The 17,017-nt window shown below is 60.4% G+C and carries 15 protein-coding genes; all 15 read left to right on the top strand.

Annotation, left to right across the window (positions count from 1 at the left end; translation table 11 throughout):
* Positions 1 to 15 precede the first annotated feature (15 nt).
* The 15 genes from HU739_RS01470 to nuoL all read left to right on the top strand — a co-directional run bounded on the left by HU739_RS01470 (position 16) and on the right by nuoL (position 16,995).
* Entirely contained in the window at positions 16 to 1,185 is a 1,170-nt protein-coding gene (locus HU739_RS01470) for a ribosomal protein uL16 3-hydroxylase (RefSeq protein ID WP_186551808.1), read from the top strand.
* The gene (locus tag HU739_RS01465; RefSeq protein ID WP_025108996.1) at positions 1,178 to 1,603 is read left to right on the top strand and encodes a GNAT family N-acetyltransferase; all 426 of its coding nucleotides are present in this window, start codon (positions 1,178 to 1,180) and stop codon (positions 1,601 to 1,603) included. Before HU739_RS01470 ends, HU739_RS01465 begins: the two co-directional genes overlap by 8 nt.
* 297 nt (positions 1,604 to 1,900) lie before the next feature.
* On the top strand, positions 1,901 to 2,662 hold the full coding sequence (locus HU739_RS01460) for a secretin N-terminal domain-containing protein (RefSeq protein WP_186551807.1): 762 nt from the start codon (positions 1,901 to 1,903) through the stop codon (positions 2,660 to 2,662).
* 473 nt (positions 2,663 to 3,135) lie between these two features.
* Entirely contained in the window at positions 3,136 to 4,461 is a 1,326-nt protein-coding gene (gene aceA / locus HU739_RS01455) for an isocitrate lyase (protein WP_003223815.1), read from the top strand.
* 642 nt (positions 4,462 to 5,103) lie between these two features.
* On the top strand, positions 5,104 to 5,517 hold the full coding sequence (locus tag HU739_RS01450) for an NADH-quinone oxidoreductase subunit A (RefSeq protein WP_003223812.1): 414 nt from the start codon (positions 5,104 to 5,106) through the stop codon (positions 5,515 to 5,517).
* Positions 5,518 to 5,527: 10 nt separating this feature from the next.
* A complete protein-coding gene (locus HU739_RS01445; protein WP_007951456.1) occupies positions 5,528 to 6,202 on the top strand; it encodes a NuoB/complex I 20 kDa subunit family protein in 675 nt (224 codons plus the stop codon).
* Between the two features lie 69 nt (positions 6,203 to 6,271).
* Entirely contained in the window at positions 6,272 to 8,056 is a 1,785-nt protein-coding gene (gene nuoC, locus HU739_RS01440; protein WP_186551806.1) for an NADH-quinone oxidoreductase subunit C/D, read from the top strand.
* A 2-nt stretch (positions 8,057 to 8,058) separates the two neighbouring features.
* Positions 8,059 to 8,556, top strand: coding sequence for an NADH-quinone oxidoreductase subunit NuoE (gene nuoE, locus HU739_RS01435; RefSeq protein WP_003223804.1), 498 nt, complete (start codon positions 8,059 to 8,061; stop codon positions 8,554 to 8,556).
* A complete protein-coding gene (nuoF, locus tag HU739_RS01430; RefSeq protein ID WP_064363636.1) occupies positions 8,553 to 9,908 on the top strand; it encodes an NADH-quinone oxidoreductase subunit NuoF in 1,356 nt (451 codons plus the stop codon). The genes nuoE and nuoF overlap by 4 nt, the downstream gene beginning before the upstream one ends.
* 136 nt (positions 9,909 to 10,044) lie before the next feature.
* A complete protein-coding gene (gene nuoG / locus HU739_RS01425; protein WP_186551805.1) occupies positions 10,045 to 12,759 on the top strand; it encodes an NADH-quinone oxidoreductase subunit NuoG in 2,715 nt (904 codons plus the stop codon).
* Positions 12,756 to 13,763, top strand: coding sequence for an NADH-quinone oxidoreductase subunit NuoH (gene nuoH / locus HU739_RS01420; RefSeq protein WP_039763316.1), 1,008 nt, complete (start codon positions 12,756 to 12,758; stop codon positions 13,761 to 13,763). Before nuoG ends, nuoH begins: the two co-directional genes overlap by 4 nt.
* A gap of 11 nt (positions 13,764 to 13,774) precedes the next feature.
* A complete protein-coding gene (nuoI, locus tag HU739_RS01415; protein ID WP_186534151.1) occupies positions 13,775 to 14,323 on the top strand; it encodes an NADH-quinone oxidoreductase subunit NuoI in 549 nt (182 codons plus the stop codon).
* 9 nt (positions 14,324 to 14,332) lie between these two features.
* A complete protein-coding gene (nuoJ, locus tag HU739_RS01410) occupies positions 14,333 to 14,833 on the top strand; it encodes an NADH-quinone oxidoreductase subunit J (protein ID WP_007951462.1) in 501 nt (166 codons plus the stop codon).
* 3 nt (positions 14,834 to 14,836) lie between these two features.
* Complete coding sequence (gene nuoK, locus HU739_RS01405) at positions 14,837 to 15,145, top strand: NADH-quinone oxidoreductase subunit NuoK (protein ID WP_003180046.1); 309 nt, start codon at positions 14,837 to 14,839, stop codon at positions 15,143 to 15,145.
* A complete protein-coding gene (gene nuoL / locus HU739_RS01400; RefSeq protein WP_186551804.1) occupies positions 15,142 to 16,995 on the top strand; it encodes an NADH-quinone oxidoreductase subunit L in 1,854 nt (617 codons plus the stop codon). Before nuoK ends, nuoL begins: the two co-directional genes overlap by 4 nt.
* The last annotated feature ends 22 nt before the right edge of the window (positions 16,996 to 17,017 follow it).

Genomic DNA, 17,017 nt, shown 5'->3' with positions numbered 1-17,017 from the left:
TTCAATAGGTTACATATGAATTCCGATATTCCTCTTCAACTTCTGGGCGGCCTCACAGCTCGCGAATTCTTGCGCGACTACTGGCAGAAAAAACCGCTGCTGATCCGTCAGGCGATTCCCGACTTCGAAAGCCCGATTGACGCCGACGAACTGGCCGGCCTGGCCCTGGAAGAAGAAGTCGAATCGCGCCTGGTCATCGAGCATGGCGAGCGTCCATGGGAACTGCGTCGCGGCCCGTTTGCCGAAGACGAGTTCAGCAAGCTGCCCGAGCGCGAGTGGACCCTGCTGGTACAAGCGGTCGACCAGTTCGTGCCGGAAGTCAGCGAACTGCTGGAAAACTTCCGCTTTCTGCCGAGCTGGCGCGTCGACGACGTGATGATCAGCTTCGCCGCCCCAGGTGGCAGCGTCGGTCCGCACTTCGACAACTACGATGTGTTCCTGCTTCAGGGCCACGGCAAGCGCAACTGGAAAATCGGCCAGATGTGCGATTCCGAGAGCCCGCTGTTGCAGCACGCCGATCTGCGCATCCTCGCCGAATTCGAACAGACCGAAGAATGGGTGCTGGAGCCAGGTGACATGCTCTACCTGCCACCGCGCCTGGCCCATTGCGGCGTCGCGGTCGACAACTGCATGACCTACTCAGTGGGCTTCCGCGCCCCGAGCGCCGCTGAAGTGCTGACCCATTTCACCGACTTCCTCAGCCAGTTCCTGACCGACGAAGAGCGCTACACCGATGCCGACGCACAGCCAGCGGCCGACCCGCATCAGATCCAACATGACGCGCTGGATCGCCTGAAAAGCCTGCTCGCCGAACACATGAGCGACGAGCGCCTGCTGCTGACCTGGTTCGGCCAGTACATGACCGAGCCGCGCTACCCGGAACTGGTGGTCGGCCCGGAAGACGTCGAAGAAGAAGACTTCCTCGCCGCCCTGCAGGACGGCGCCGTGCTGATTCGCAACCCGAGCGCGCGTTTGGCCTGGTCCGAAGTCGACGACGACCTGCTGCTGTTCGCCAGCGGCCAGAGCCGTTACTTGCCGGGCAAGCTGCGCGAACTGCTGAAGCTGATCTGCGCCGCTGATGCCCTGCACACCGATAACCTCGGCGAGTGGCTGAACGACGAAGACGGTCGCGGCCTGCTCTGCGAACTGGTCAAGCAAGGCAGCCTGGGGTTCGCCGATGAATAAAATTCGCGTTCGTGTCGCAGACTGGCAGAAGGATATCGCCGAGATCCGGCGCATTCGTGAAACGGTGTTCATCGCCGAGCAATCGGTGCCGCCCGAGCTTGAGTGGGACGCGGACGACGCGACCGCCGTGCATTTTCTGGCCTTTGAAGGCGACTTTCCGATTGGCACCGCGCGCCTGCTGCCCGATGGGCACATCGGCCGGGTCTCGGTGCTGAAAGACTGGCGCGGGATGAAGGTCGGTGACGCGCTGATGCAAGCGGTGATCGCCGAAGCCGAAGCGCGCGGCCTGAAGCAACAGATGCTCAGCGCGCAGGTGCAGGCCACGGCGTTCTATGAGCGCCTGGGCTTCAGCCTGGTCAGCGAGGAGTTTCTCGAGGCCGGGATTCCGCATGTCGATATGGTTCGGCATTCGGCCTGATTGAAAGCGATCCTGAGACCCACAGATTCCCGTGGCGAGGGGATTTATCCCCGTTCGGCTGCGCAGCAGTCGCCAACCCAGCGCGCTCGATTCAACTGACTCGCCGAGTTTTCTGGATTTGGGGCTGCTTCGCAGCCCAGCGGGGATAAATCCCCTCGCCACAAGGACCGCAAGCACACCCCGGAATGCCCCGCCATCCTCGGATGCCGGGGCGTTTTGCTGTCTACGATTCAACTTGCCCCACCCTGGGCCGACAAACTGGCAATATCAAGCCTTTCGAACGCGGAGATAACGGACATGTCCCTACGCACCCTGCTCACCACCCTGCTGCTCGGTTGCAGTTTTTCGGTGCTGGCAGCCACAGAAATCGTCCCCCTCAAGTACCACACCAGCGCCGACATGCTGCCGGTGGCGCAGGATTTTATCGGCCAGGACGGTCAGGTCAGCGCCTACGGCAACCAACTGATCGTCAAGGCCGAGCCGGGCAAGATTCAGGAATTGAAGGACCTGCTGGCGCAACTCGATACCGCGCCCAAGCGCTTGCTGATCACCGTCGACACCAACGAAAACAACGGCCGTGGCGATGAAGGTTACTCGGTCAACGGCGCCCAGCCGAATCAGACCCGCATCATCAGCCGCAGCACCACCAGCCGTAACGGCGGCGTGCAACAGATTCAGGCCAGCGAAGGCGCTCCGGCATTGATTCAGGTCGGTCAAAGCGTGCCGATCACCAACACCCAGAGCGATTCCTACGGCGGTTACAGCAGCGAAACCCAATACCGCAACGTCACCCAGGGTTTCTACGTCACCGCCAGCGTCACCGGCGACACCGTTCATCTGGCAATCAGTACCAACCGTGACCGCATGAGCCAGGAACGTCCCGATGTAGTGAACGTGCAAAGCACCGACACAACCGTCACCGGGCGCCTCGGTGAATGGATCACCCTGGCGGGCGTCAACAGCCAGACTCAGGCCGACAAACAGGGCCTGACCCGCAGCTACTCGACTCAAGGCCGGGATGACATGACCCTGCGGGTGAAAGTCGACACGCTGGACTAAAGCACCGAAAACTGACTGATTAGTCGTATTAGACGAAAGATGTAGTGCTTGAAAAAAAGCACTACAAAACGTTTGACGAGGCAAAAAAGCAGAGGCATGATGGCCTCGCTCCCGCTAATCAGAGGCCCTGGCAAGGGCCTTCGAAGCGCCGTTCGCACCTACCCCGCGAACCGTTTCGTGTCTGTACCGCCCACAAGGTGTGTTTGACGAGGTTGCCGACTGGAACGAAGTTGTCCCGAGGGACGGAAGCGTATTTAGGTAACCCGGCTTCACGCTGTTGATCGCATAAAGGCCCACGACGCCCAAATGTGCCTGCAGTACGCCACTACCTGCTCACTTCCCCTCGAGCCCATCGTTCATCCCGTCGCCTACCCCGCCGAATCCGCCATGACCCCGAAGCTTCTGGTCAGCGAGCGCAGGAATTTTCCACCGCAGAACAACTTTTCATAAAAGACGCGACGAGGTTTATCTCCATGGCACTGACACGCGAACAGCAAATTGCAGCCCTCGAAAAAGACTGGGCTGAGAACCCGCGCTGGAAAGGCGTGACTCGCACTTACTCCGCTGCTGACGTGGTTCGTCTGCGTGGCTCGGTCCAGCCTGAGCACACCTTTGCGAAGATGGGCGCCGAGAAGCTGTGGAACCTGGTGACCCAGGGTGCCAAGCCGTCCTTCCGTCCAGAGAAAGATTTCGTCAACTGCATGGGCGCCCTGACCGGCGGTCAGGCTGTGCAGCAAGTCAAGGCCGGTATCCAGGCGATCTACCTGTCGGGCTGGCAAGTGGCAGCGGACAACAACTCCGCAGAATCGATGTACCCGGACCAGTCGCTGTACCCGGTGGACTCGGTGCCAACCGTGGTCAAGCGCATCAACAACTCGTTCCGTCGCGCCGACCAGATCCAGTGGAAAGCCGGCAAGAACCCGGGCGATGAAGGCTACATCGACTACTTCGCGCCAATCGTGGCCGACGCAGAAGCCGGTTTCGGCGGCGTGCTGAACGCCTACGAGCTGATGAAAAGCATGATCGAAGCAGGCGCCGCCGGCGTTCACTTCGAAGACCAACTGGCGTCCGTGAAGAAATGCGGACACATGGGCGGCAAGGTACTGGTACCCACCCAGGAAGCCGTACAGAAGCTGACCGCTGCGCGTCTGGCAGCTGACGTTGCTGGCACACCGACCATCATTCTGGCCCGCACCGACGCCAACGCGGCTGACCTGCTGACCTCCGATTGCGACCCGTACGACCAGCCATTCGTCACTGGCGAGCGTACTCAGGAAGGTTTCTACAAGGTGCGTGCCGGCCTGGATCAAGCCATCGCCCGTGGTCTGGCTTACGCGCCATACGCCGATTTGATCTGGTGCGAAACTGCCAAGCCGGACCTGGAGGAAGCCCGTCGCTTCGCTGAAGCGATCAAGAAGGAATACCCGGACCAGCTGCTGTCGTACAACTGCTCGCCTTCCTTCAACTGGAAGAAAAACCTGGACGACGCGACCATCGCCAAGTTCCAGCGCGAACTGTCCGCCATGGGCTACAAGCACCAGTTCATCACCCTGGCCGGCATTCACAACATGTGGCACAGCATGTTCAACCTGGCGCACGACTACGCCCGCAACGACATGACTGCCTACGTGAAGCTGCAAGAGCAGGAATTCGCTGATGCCGCCAAGGGTTACACCTTCGTGGCGCACCAGCAGGAAGTGGGCACCGGCTACTTCGACGACATGACCACCGTGATCCAGGGCGGCTCGTCCTCGGTGACCGCGCTGACCGGGTCGACCGAAGAAGAACAGTTCCACTGATAACGCTTCGCTGAGCAAACGGCCTTTGCGGACCGTACAGAAAGCTAACCGCAAAGCCGCAAGACTGACGCCCCGACTGGTTCGGGGCGTTTTTTTTGCCTGCGTGAATCTCAAAGACACCACAAATCCTTTGTAGGAGTGAGCCTGCTCGCGATAGCGGTGTGTCCGTCACCCGATGCGTTACAGGAACACCGCTATCGCGAGCAGGCTCACTCCTACAGGTTTTGTATTGCCTGTGCGAAAACATTGATCTGACGCGGTACAAGCGTCGGAAATTTCCGCTAAAACGGTAGGCTTCGCTACTTGCAGTAACGCGCAAGTAAGACAACTTCCCAACCACTCACTCGTTAAACAGTTACAAAACCACTCCAAACGATATCAATTATCATTCAGCGGTAACTATGTTCGTTACATTCCCAACAAAACATAATTGATGGAAACCCGGCTAATGCCCGCAACGCATGGGCCGCAGGGCTGTGAGGAAGCGCTATGTCCTTAATCCGGTAAATAATTTCGCCTTTGGAATTTTACTTGCCGGGTGTTTAGCCATAAAATCAGCCCGATTGATTGCTGCGACATATCGTCACTGCCTATTTCTTTATCAAGCTCAGAGACCTTTGCTCTCTGTTAAGGATTACCAGCATGCCCGAAGCGACAGGACTCATGGCCCACAACTGGGGCTTTGCCATTTTCCTTCTGGGTGTCGTCGGCCTGTGTGCCTTCATGCTTGGCGTCTCCAGCCTCCTTGGGTCAAAAGCCTGGGGTCGCAGCAAAAACGAACCGTTCGAGTCGGGCATGCTACCTACCGGTGGCGCCCGCTTGCGGCTCTCAGCCAAATTCTATCTGGTCGCGATGCTGTTCGTGATCTTCGATATCGAAGCCCTCTTTCTCTTTGCATGGTCTGTGTCCGTCCGCGAAAGCGGCTGGACCGGATTCGTCGAAGCTCTCGTTTTCATAGCAATTCTGTTGGCAGGTCTTGTCTACCTGTTCCGAGTGGGCGCCCTTGACTGGGCTCCGGAAGCTCGTCGCAAGCGGCAGGCGAAGCTGAAACAATGAGGCTTTGGCAATGCAATACAATCTCACCAGGATCGACCCCGATGCTCCTAACGAGCAGTATCCGATTGGCCAGCGGGAAACCGTTTCCGATCCGTTAGAAGATCAAGTCCACAAAAACATTTTCATGGGCAAGCTGGAAGACGTGCTGAGTGGCGCGGTCAACTGGGGACGTAAGAACTCCCTGTGGCCGTACAACTTCGGCCTGTCGTGCTGCTACGTGGAAATGACCACCGCCTTCACGGCGCCCCACGACATCGCGCGCTTTGGCGCCGAAGTGATCCGGGCCTCGCCGCGTCAGGCCGACTTCATGGTTATCGCCGGTACCTGCTTCATCAAGATGGCGCCGATCATTCAGCGTCTCTACGAGCAGATGCTCGAACCGAAGTGGGTTATCTCCATGGGTTCGTGCGCCAACTCCGGCGGCATGTACGACATCTACTCCGTGGTTCAAGGCGTAGACAAGTTCCTGCCCGTGGACGTCTACGTACCTGGCTGCCCGCCCCGTCCGGAAGCATTTCTGCAAGGCTTGATGCTGTTGCAGGAATCGATTGGACAGGAGCGTCGTCCGCTTTCCTGGGTCGTTGGTGATCAAGGCGTGTATCGCGCCGACATGCCTTCGCAAAAGGAGCAGCGCCGCGAACAGCGAATCGCAGTCACCAACCTGCGCAGCCCTGACGAAGTCTGATCCAGTTCTGTTCCAAGTAACGAGAAGCTGGCTTCATTCTTTACGTTGACCGAAAGCGAAAAAATAACCATGACTACAGGCAGTGCTCTGTACATCCCGCCTTACAAGGCAGACGACCAGGATGTGGTCGTCGAACTGAACAACCGTTTTGGCGCTGAAGCGTTTACCGCGCAGGCAACCCGCACCGGCATGCCGGTGCTGTGGGTGGCCCGCGCCAAACTGGTTGAAGTCCTGACTTTCCTGCGCAACCTGCCCAAGCCGTACGTCATGCTCTATGACCTGCACGGCGTGGACGAGCGCCTGCGCACCAAGCGTCAAGGGCTGCCGAGCGACACGGACTTCACCGTGTTCTATCACCTCATGTCGCTGGAGCGTAATAGTGACGTGATGATCAAGGTGGCCTTGTCCGAAGGCGACCTCAGCATGCCGTCCGTCACCAGCATCTGGCCGAACGCCAACTGGTACGAGCGTGAAGTCTGGGACATGTTCGGCATCGACTTCAAAGGCCACCCGCACCTGTCGCGCATCATGATGCCGCCGACCTGGGAAGGTCACCCGCTGCGCAAGGACTTCCCGGCGCGCGCCACCGAGTTCGACCCGTACAGCCTCAACCTCGCCAAGCAGCAGCTTGAAGAGGAAGCGGCGCGTTTCCGTCCTGAAGACTGGGGCATGAAGCGTTCCGGGGCCAACGAGGACTACATGTTCCTCAACCTCGGCCCGAACCACCCTTCGGCGCACGGTGCATTCCGCATCATTTTGCAGCTGGACGGCGAAGAGATCGTCGACTGCGTTCCGGACATCGGTTACCACCACCGTGGCGCCGAGAAGATGGGCGAGCGTCAATCCTGGCACAGCTACATTCCGTACACCGACCGCATCGACTACCTCGGCGGGGTCATGAACAACCTGCCGTACGTGCTCTCGGTCGAGAAGCTCGCCGGGATCAAGGTGCCCGAAAAGGTCGACGTCATCCGCATCATGATGGCCGAGTTCTTCCGTATCACCAGCCACTTGCTGTTCCTGGGTACGTACATCCAGGACGTCGGCGCCATGACCCCGGTGTTCTTCACGTTCACCGACCGCCAGAAGGCGTACACGGTGATCGAAGCCATCACCGGTTTCCGCCTGCACCCGGCCTGGTACCGCATTGGTGGCGTCGCCCACGACCTGCCGCGCGGCTGGGAAAAACTGGTCAAGGACTTCGTCGAGTGGATGCCCAAGCGTCTGGACGAATACACCAAGGCCGCCCTGCAGAACAGCATTCTCAAGGGCCGTACCGTCGGCGTCGCCGCCTACAACACCAAAGAAGCCCTGGAATGGGGCGTCACCGGTGCCGGCCTGCGTTCGACCGGTTGCGATTTCGACCTGCGTAAAGCGCGTCCGTACTCGGGCTACGAGAACTTCGAATTCGAAGTGCCGCTGGCCGTCAACGGCGATGCCTACGACCGCTGCATGGTTCGCGTCGAAGAGATGCGCCAGAGCATCAAGATCATCGACCAGTGCATGCGCAACATGCCCGAAGGCCCGTACAAGGCGGATCACCCGCTGACCACGCCGCCGCCGAAAGAGCGCACGCTGCAGCACATCGAAACCCTGATCACGCACTTCCTGCAAGTTTCGTGGGGCCCGGTCATGCCGGCCAACGAATCCTTCCAGATGATCGAAGCGACCAAGGGCATCAACAGTTATTACCTGACGAGCGACGGCGGCACCATGAGCTACCGTACCCGGATCCGCACCCCAAGCTTCCCGCATCTGCAACAGATCCCTTCGGTGATCAAAGGCAGCATGGTCGCGGACTTGATTGCGTACCTGGGTAGTATCGACTTCGTTATGGCCGACGTGGACCGCTAAGCATGAACAGCACGCTTATCCAGACAGACCGTTTCACCTTGAGTGAAACCGAGCGCTCGGCCATCGAGCACGAGCTGCATCACTACGAAGACCCGCGCGCGGCGTCGATCGAAGCCCTGAAGATCGTTCAGAAGGAACGCGGCTGGGTGCCGGATGGCGCCCTGTACGCGATCGGCGAGATCCTCGGCATCCCGGCCAGCGACGTTGAAGGCGTGGCGACGTTCTACAGCCAGATCTTCCGTCAACCGGTCGGCCGCCACATCATTCGCGTCTGCGACAGCATGGTCTGCTACATCGGCGGCCACGAGTCGGTGGTCAGCGAAATCCAGAACAATCTGGGCATCGGCCTGGGCCAGACCACCGCCGACGGTCGTTTCACCCTGCTGCCGGTCTGCTGCCTCGGCAACTGCGACAAGGCTCCGGCGCTGATGATCGACGATGACACCTTTGGCGACGTCCAGCCTGCTGGCGTGGCCAAACTGCTCGAGGGCTACGTATGACCCTGACATCTTTCGGTCCTGCCAACCGCATCCAGCGTTCGGCCGAGACTCACCCGCTGACCTGGCGTCTGCGCGATGACGGCGAAGCCGTATGGCTCGACGAATACCAGGCCAAGAACGGTTACGCCGCTGCGCGCAAGGCCTTCGCCGACATGGATCAGGACGCCATCGTCCAGACCGTGAAGGACGCTGGCCTCAAGGGTCGCGGCGGCGCCGGCTTCCCGACCGGCGTGAAGTGGGGCCTGATGCCCAAGGACGAATCCATCAACATCCGCTACTTGCTGTGCAACGCGGATGAAATGGAGCCGAACACCTGGAAAGACCGCATGCTGATGGAGCAACTGCCCCATCTGCTGATCGAAGGCATGCTGATCAGTGCCCGCGCGCTGAAAACCTACCGTGGCTACATCTTCCTGCGTGGCGAATACACCACCGCCGCCAAGCACCTCAACCGTGCCGTGGAAGAAGCCAAGGCTGCTGGCCTGCTGGGCAAGAACATTCTGGGCAGCGGTTTTGATTTCGAGCTGTTCGTGCACACCGGCGCCGGGCGTTACATCTGCGGTGAAGAAACTGCACTGATCAACTCCCTCGAAGGCCGCCGCGCCAACCCGCGCTCCAAGCCGCCCTTCCCTGCCGCCGTCGGCGTGTGGGGCAAGCCGACCTGCGTGAACAACGTCGAAACCCTGTGCAACGTGCCGGCGATCATTGCCGACGGCGTTGACTGGTACAAATCGTTGGCCCGCGAAGGCTCCGAAGACATGGGCACCAAGCTCATGGGCTTCTCCGGCAAGGTCAAGAACCCGGGCCTGTGGGAACTGCCATTCGGCGTCACCGGTCGCGAACTGTTCGAAGATTACGCCGGCGGCATGCGCGACGGCTTCAAGCTCAAGGCCTGGCAGCCAGGTGGCGCCGGTACCGGTTTCCTGTTGCCGGAACACCTCGACGCACAAATGTACGCCGGCGGCATCGCCAAGGTCGGCACCCGTATGGGTACCGGTCTGGCGATGGCGGTGGATGACAGCGTCAACATGGTCTCGCTGCTGCGCAACATGGAGCAGTTCTTCGCCCGCGAATCCTGCGGTTTCTGCACCCCGTGCCGCGACGGTTTGCCATGGAGCGTCAAGCTCTTGATGGCCATCGAGCAAGGCAAGGGCCAGCCAGGCGACATCGAGACCCTGCTGGGTCTGGTCGGTTTCCTCGGCCCGGGCAAAACCTTCTGTGCTCACGCACCGGGTGCCGTGGAGCCGTTGGGCAGTGCCATCAAATACTTCCGTCCAGAGTTCGAAGCCGGTATCGCGCCTGTCAGCGCCGCCGTCCCGCCTCTGGCAAGGCCGATCGTAGTCGGCGCGTAAACGCTTAAGAAGGCGAAGGGTCCGTGCCCTTCGCCTTTCGTCCGATGACGCCCTTCGGGGCTGTTTGGATTCGGACGCATAACAAGATTCCATTAGCCACGCCCGCTGACACCGGGCCAACGAAGACCTTTGAACCATGGCCACTATCCACGTAGACGGCAAAGCGCTCGAAGTCGACGGGGCAGACAACCTGTTACAGGCATGTCTGTCGCTGGGCCTCGACATTCCATATTTCTGCTGGCACCCCGCGCTTGGTAGCGTCGGGGCCTGCCGCCAGTGCGCGGTCAAGCAGTACACCGACGAGAACGACACCCGTGGTCGCATCGTCATGTCCTGCATGACGCCTGCCACCGACAACACCTGGATCTCCATCGACGATGAAGAATCCAAGGCATTCCGCGCCAGCGTTGTCGAATGGCTGATGACCAACCACCCGCACGACTGCCCGGTGTGCGAAGAAGGCGGTCACTGCCACCTGCAAGACATGACGGTAATGACCGGCCACAACGAGCGCCGTTACCGCTTTACCAAGCGCACCCACCAGAACCAGCAACTGGGCCCGTTCATTTCCCACGAGATGAACCGCTGCATCGCTTGCTACCGCTGTGTGCGTTTTTACAAGGATTACGCTGGCGGCACCGACCTTGGTGTATTCGGCGCCCACGACAACGTGTACTTCGGTCGCGTTGAAGACGGCACTCTCGAAAGCGAGTTCTCCGGCAACCTCACCGAGGTCTGCCCGACCGGTGTGTTCACCGACAAGACTCACTCCGAGCGCTACAACCGCAAATGGGACATGCAGTTTGCCCCGAGCATCTGCCATGGCTGCTCGAGCGGTTGCAACATTTCCCCGGGCGAGCGTTACGGTGAACTGCGTCGTATCGAAAACCGCTTCAACGGTTCGGTGAACCAGTACTTCCTCTGCGACCGTGGCCGTTTCGGTTATGGCTACGTCAACCGCACCGACCGTCCACGTCAGCCGCTGCTGGCCGACGGCACCAAGCTGAGCCTCGACGCTGCGCTGGATAAAGCCGCCGACCTGCTGCGCGGGCGCAACATCGTCGGTATCGGTTCGCCGCGTGCCAGCCTCGAAAGCAATTACGCGTTGCGCGAACTGGTCGGCGCCGAGCACTTCTACTCCGGCATCGAAGCCTCCGAGCTGGAGCGCATCCGTCTGGTCCTGCAGGTGCTGAACGACAGCCCGTTGCCTGTGCCGAACATGCGCGACATCGAAGACCACGACGCGATTTTCGTCCTCGGCGAAGACCTGACCCAGACCGCTGCCCGTATGGCACTGGCCCTGCGTCAGTCGGTCAAGGGCAAGGCTGAAGACATGGCCGAAGCCATGCGCGTCCAGCCTTGGCTCGACGCTGCGGTGAAGAACATCGGTCAGCACGCGCTGAACCCGCTGTTCATTGCCAGCCTGGCGGAAACCAAGCTCGACGACGTCGCCGAAGAATGCGTACACGCCGCTCCCGATGATCTGGCACGCATCGGTTTCGCTGTTGCTCACGCGCTGGATGCCAGCGCCCCGGCCGTTGACGGTCTGGACGCCGAAGCGCTGGAACTGGCGCAGCGCATCGCCGACGCCCTGCTTGCCGCCAAACGCCCGCTGATCATTGCCGGTACTTCGCTGGGCTCCAAAGCGCTGATCGAAGCCGCCGCCAACATTGCCAAAGCGTTGAAGCTGCGCGAGAAGAACGGTTCGATCAGCCTGATCGTGCCGGAGGCCAACAGCCTCGGTCTGGCCATGCTCGGTGGTGAATCGGTCGACGACGCGCTGCAAGCGGTTATCGATGGCAAGGCCGACGCCATCGTCGTGCTGGAAAACGATCTGTACACCCGCACCGCCAAAGCCAAGGTCGATGCCGCACTGGACGCCGCGAAAGTGGTGATCGTCGCCGACCATCAGAAAACCGCTACCACCGACCGCGCACAACTGGTGCTGCCAGCGGCGAGCTTCGCCGAGGGCGACGGTACGCTGGTCAGCCAGGAAGGCCGCGCCCAGCGCTTTTTCCAGGTTTTCGATCCGCAGTACATGGACGCGAGCATTCTGGTTCACGAAGGCTGGCGCTGGCTGCACGCCTTGCGCGCCACCCTGCTCAACCAGCCGATCGACTGGACGCAACTCGACCACGTTACCGCTGCCGTTGCTTCGAGCACCGCGCAACTGGCACGTATCGTCGACGCTGCACCGTCGGCTGCGTTCCGCATCAAGGGTCTGAAACTGGCGCGTGAGCCGCTGCGTTACTCCGGTCGCACCGCGATGCGCGCCGACATCAGCGTCCACGAACCGCGCACCCCGCAAGACAAGGACACCGCGTTCGCCTTCTCCATGGAAGGTTACTCGGGCTCCGCCGAACCGCGTCAGCAGGTTCCTTTTGCATGGTCGCCGGGCTGGAACTCGCCACAAGCGTGGAACAAGTTCCAGGACGAAGTCGGTGGTCATCTGCGCGCTGGCGATCCGGGCACCCGCCTGATCGAAAGCACTGGCGATTCGCTGAACTGGTTCGCTGCTGCGCCGCGCGCGTTCAACCCGGCGCCGGGTACCTGGCAAGCCGTGCCGTTCTTCCACTTGTTCGGCAGCGAAGAAAACTCTTCGAAAGCCGCACCGGTGCAAGAGCGCATTCCGGCGCCTTACGTGGCTCTGGCGAAATCCGAAGCGGATCGCCTCGGCGTCAACGACGGTGCCCTGTTGAGCCTGAACGTGGCCGGCCAGACCTTGCGTCTGCCGCTGCGCATCAATGAAGAACTGGGCGCCGGTCTGGTGGCATTGCCTGCGGGCATCGCCGGCATTCCACCGGCATTCGCCGGCGTGTCCGTCGACGGTCTGCAGGAGGCAGCGCAATGACCTGGTTCACCCCTGAAGTGATCGATGTGATCCTGACGGTCATCAAAGCCATCGTGATTCTGCTGGCCGTGGTGGTCGCAGGCGCCTTGCTCAGCTTTGTCGAACGTCGCCTGCTGGGCTGGTGGCAGGACCGTTACGGTCCGAACCGCGTTGGCCCGTTCGGCATGTTCCAGATCGCTGCCGACATGCTGAAGATGTTCTTCAAGGAAGACTGGACCCCGCCGTTTGCCGACAAGGTGATCTTCACCCTGGCGCCGGTGGTGGCCATGTCTGCCCTGCTGATCGCCTTTGCGATCATCCCGATCACCCCGACCTGGGGCGTGGCGGATCTGAACATCGGCCTGCTGTTCTTCTTCGCGATGGCCGGTCTATCGGTCTATGCGGTGCTGTTCGCCGGATGGTCGAGTAACAACAAGTTCGCCCTGCTCGGCAGCTTGCGTGCCTCGGCGCAGACCGTGTCCTACGAAGTGTTCATGGGCCTGGCCCTGATGGGCATCGTGGTGCAGGTCGGCTCGTTCAACATGCGCGACATCGTCGAGTACCAGGCGCAGAACCTGTGGTTCATCATTCCGCAGTTCTTCGGCTTCTGTACCTTCTTCATTGCTGGCGTGGCCGTGACTCACCGTCACCCGTTCGACCAGCCGGAAGCGGAACAGGAACTGGCCGACGGTTACCACATTGAATACGCCGGTATGAAATGGGGCATGTTCTTCGTCGGTGAATACATCGGCATCATCCTGATCTCGGCGCTGCTGGTCACCCTGTTCTTCGGTGGCTGGCACGGTCCGTTCGGCATCCTGCCGCAACTGTCCTTCGTCTGGTTCGCATTGAAGACCGCGTTCTTCATCATGCTGTTCATCCTGCTGCGCGCCTCTATCCCGCGCCCGCGTTATGACCAGGTGATGGATTTCAGCTGGAAATTCTGCCTGCCACTGACCCTGATCAATTTGCTGGTAACCGCTGCGGTTGTGTTGTTGAACACGCCTGCGGTTGCGGTTCAGTGAGGATTTGACCCATGTTCAAATATATTGGCGACATCATTAAGGGTACCGGTACCCAGTTGCGCAGCATGGTCATGATCTTCGGTCATGGCTTTCGCAAGCGCGACACCCTGCAATATCCCGAGGAGCAGGTCTACCTGCCGCCGCGCTACCGTGGCCGCATCGTCCTGACCCGCGATCCCGATGGCGAAGAACGCTGCGTAGCCTGCAACCTGTGCGCCGTGGCGTGCCCGGTGGGTTGCATATCGCTGCAGAAAGCTGAAACCGAAGACGGTCGCTGGTACCCGGACTTCTTCCGGATCAACTTCTCGCGCTGCATTTTCTGCGGTCTCTGCGAGGAAGCCTGTCCGACCACCGCGATCCAGTTGACCCCGGATTTCGAGATGGCCGAGTTCAAACGTCAGGACCTGGTGTACGAGAAAGAAGATCTGTTGATCTCCGGCCCCGGCAAAAACCCTGATTACAACTTCTATCGTGTTGCAGGTATGGCAATCGCTGGCAAGCCGAAAGGCGCTGCGCAGAACGAAGCCGAACCGATCAACGTGAAGAGCTTGCTGCCTTAAGGAAGAACGATGGAATTCGCTTTCTATTTCGCATCGGGTATCGCTGTTGTGTCCACGTTACGCGTGGTCACCAACACCAACCCTGTGCATGCCCTGCTCTACCTGATCATCTCGTTGATCGCCGTGGCCATGACCTTCTTCGCCCTCGGCGCACCGTTCGCTGGTGTGCTGGAAGTGATCGCCTACGCCGGCGCCATCATGGTGTTGTTCGTGTTCGTGGTGATGATGCTCAACCTGGGGCCCGCCTCGGTGCAGCAGGAACGCACCTGGCTCAAGCCCGGCATCTGGGCAGGACCGGTGATTCTTGCCGCGCTGCTGCTGGCCGAACTGCTGTATGTGCTGTTCGCTCACCAGAGCGGCCAGGCCATCGGCCACACCACCGTAGACGCGAAAGCCGTGGGCATCAGCCTGTTCGGTCCGTACCTGCTGGTGGTCGAACTCGCCTCGATGCTGCTGCTCGCCGCAGCCGTCACGGCGTTCCATTTGGGCCGTAACGAGGCGAAGGAGTAACACATGCCTGCTATCCCTCTCGAGCATGGACTGGCCGTTGCCGGCATCCTGTTCTGCCTTGGTCTGGTCGGCCTGATGGTCCGCCGCAACATTTTGTTCGTGTTGATGAGTCTGGAAGTGATGATGAACGCCTCTGCCCTGGCCTTCATCGTTGCGGGCGCCCGTTGGGCGCAGCCGGATGGACAGATCATGTTCATCCTGGTGATCAGCCTGGCAGCCGCCGAGGCCAGTATTGGCCTGGCGATCCTGCTGCAACTGTATCGCCGCTTCCACACGCTCGATATCGACGCTGCCAGTGAGATGCGCGGATGAACCTGATCTTTCTGACTTTCGTATTTCCTCTAATCGGTTTCCTGCTGCTGTCGTTCTCCCGTGGACGCTGGTCGGAAAACCTCTCGGCGCTGGTCGGCGTGGGTTCCATTGGCTTGTCGGCGATTGTCACCGCTTACGTCATCTGGCAATTCAACGTCGCGCCTCCCGAAGGCGGTCACTACACCCTGGTGCTTTGGCAGTGGATGGCGGTGGAAGGCTTCAAGCCTGACTTCGCCCTCTACGTCGATGGCCTGTCGATCACCATGCTCGGCGTGGTGGTTGGCGTCGGTTTCCTGATCCACCTGTTCGCGTCCTGGTACATGCGCGGCGAAGCGGGTTACTCGCGCTTCTTCTCGTACACCAACCTGTTTATCGCCAGCATGCTGTTCCTGGTACTCGGCGATAACCTGTTGTTCCTGTACTTCGGCTGGGAAGGCGTGGGCTTGTGCTCGTACCTGTTGATCGGTTTCTACTACAGCAACCGCAACAACGGTAACGCCGCACTCAAGGCCTTCATCGTGACCCGGATCGGTGACGTGTTCATGGCCATCGGCCTGTTCATCCTGTTCCAGCAAGTGGGCACGCTGAACATTCAGGAACTGCTGGTGCTGGCACCGCAGAAATTCCAGGTCGGCGACTTCTGGATCACGCTGGCGACCCTGATGCTGCTCGGCGGTGCTGTCGGCAAATCGGCACAACTGCCGCTGCAAACCTGGCTCGCGGATGCGATGGCCGGCCCTACCCCGGTTTCGGCACTGATCCACGCTGCAACCATGGTGACCGCGGGTGTCTACCTGATCGCCCGTACCCACGGTCTGTTCACCCTGGCGCCGGACATCCTGCACCTGGTCGGCATCGTCGGTGGCGTAACGCTGGTACTGGCCGGTTTTGCCGCGCTGGTGCAGACCGACATCAAACGCATCCTCGCCTACTCGACCATGAGCCAGATCGGCTACATGTTCCTGGCGCTGGGCGTTGGCGCCTGGGAAGGCGCGATCTTCCACCTGATGACCCACGCCTTCTTCAAGGCACTGCTGTTCCTGGCGTCCGGTGCGGTGATCGTGGCCTGCCACCACGAACAGAACATCTTCAAGATGGGCGGTCTGTGGAAGAAGCTGCCACTGGCTTACGCCAGCTTCATCGTCGGTGGTGCTGCGCTGGCCGCTCTGCCACTGGTCACCGCCGGCTTCTACTCCAAGGACGAAATCCTCTGGGAAGCGTTTGCCAGCGGCAACCAGGGTCTGCTGTATGCAGGTCTGGTTGGTGCGTTCATGACGTCGCTGTACACCTTCCGCCTGATTTTCATCGCGTTCCACGGTGAAGCCAAGACCGAAGCCCACGCCGGTCACGGCATTGCACATTGGCTGCCACTGTCGGTGCTCATCGTGCTGTCGACCTTCGTCGGCGCGATGATCGTACCGCCGCTGCACGGCGTTCTGCCGCAAAGCGTTGGTCATGCCGGCGGCGAAGCCAAGCACAGTCTGGAAATCGCCTCGGGCGCTATCGCCCTGGCCGGTATCCTGCTGGCGGCCCTGCTGTTCCTCGGCAAGCGTCGCTTCGTCACGGCAATCGCCAACAGCGGCATCGGCCGTTTCCTTTCGGCCTGGTGGTTCGCTGCCTGGGGCTTCGACTGGATCTACGACAAACTGTTCGTCAAGCCGTACCTTGCGATCAGCCATGTACTGCGCAAAGACCCGCTCGACCAGACCATCGGTCTGATCCCGCGTATGGCCAAGGGTGGTCACACTGCCCTGAGCCGCACCGAGACCGGTCAACTGCGTTGGTACGCGGCTTCCATGGCTGCTGGTGCCGTGCTGGTGATCGGCGCCATCGTGCTGGTAGCGGTCTGATATGAACCTTGCGAATTTGCGA

This window comes from Pseudomonas hamedanensis, assembly GCF_014268595.2.
In the GTDB taxonomy this organism is placed as follows: domain Bacteria; phylum Pseudomonadota; class Gammaproteobacteria; order Pseudomonadales; family Pseudomonadaceae; genus Aquipseudomonas; species Aquipseudomonas hamedanensis.
The sequence above is the reverse complement of the archived record's forward strand: the minus strand, read 5'-3'. Positions and strand labels throughout refer to the sequence as shown.

Excerpts from the sequence above, each read along its gene's own strand:
- nuoG (WP_186551805.1), top strand. The coding sequence starts at position 10,045 with ATGGCCACTATCCACGTAGACGGCAAAGCGCTCGAAGTCGACGGGGCA.
- nuoI (WP_186534151.1), top strand. The coding sequence starts at position 13,775 with ATGTTCAAATATATTGGCGACATCATTAAGGGTACCGGTACCCAGTTG.
- HU739_RS01470 (WP_186551808.1), top strand. The coding sequence starts at position 16 with ATGAATTCCGATATTCCTCTTCAACTTCTGGGCGGCCTCACAGCTCGC.
- HU739_RS01460 (WP_186551807.1), top strand. The coding sequence starts at position 1,901 with ATGTCCCTACGCACCCTGCTCACCACCCTGCTGCTCGGTTGCAGTTTT.
- nuoC (WP_186551806.1), top strand. The coding sequence starts at position 6,272 with ATGACTACAGGCAGTGCTCTGTACATCCCGCCTTACAAGGCAGACGAC.
- HU739_RS01450 (WP_003223812.1), top strand. The coding sequence starts at position 5,104 with ATGCCCGAAGCGACAGGACTCATGGCCCACAACTGGGGCTTTGCCATT.
- nuoL (WP_186551804.1), top strand. The coding sequence starts at position 15,142 with ATGAACCTGATCTTTCTGACTTTCGTATTTCCTCTAATCGGTTTCCTG.
- nuoF (WP_064363636.1), top strand. The coding sequence starts at position 8,553 with ATGACCCTGACATCTTTCGGTCCTGCCAACCGCATCCAGCGTTCGGCC.
- nuoH (WP_039763316.1), top strand. The coding sequence starts at position 12,756 with ATGACCTGGTTCACCCCTGAAGTGATCGATGTGATCCTGACGGTCATC.
- nuoE (WP_003223804.1), top strand. The coding sequence starts at position 8,059 with ATGAACAGCACGCTTATCCAGACAGACCGTTTCACCTTGAGTGAAACC.
- HU739_RS01445 (WP_007951456.1), top strand. The coding sequence starts at position 5,528 with ATGCAATACAATCTCACCAGGATCGACCCCGATGCTCCTAACGAGCAG.
- aceA (WP_003223815.1), top strand. The coding sequence starts at position 3,136 with ATGGCACTGACACGCGAACAGCAAATTGCAGCCCTCGAAAAAGACTGG.
- nuoJ (WP_007951462.1), top strand. The coding sequence starts at position 14,333 with ATGGAATTCGCTTTCTATTTCGCATCGGGTATCGCTGTTGTGTCCACG.
- nuoK (WP_003180046.1), top strand. The coding sequence starts at position 14,837 with ATGCCTGCTATCCCTCTCGAGCATGGACTGGCCGTTGCCGGCATCCTG.
- HU739_RS01465 (WP_025108996.1), top strand. The coding sequence starts at position 1,178 with ATGAATAAAATTCGCGTTCGTGTCGCAGACTGGCAGAAGGATATCGCC.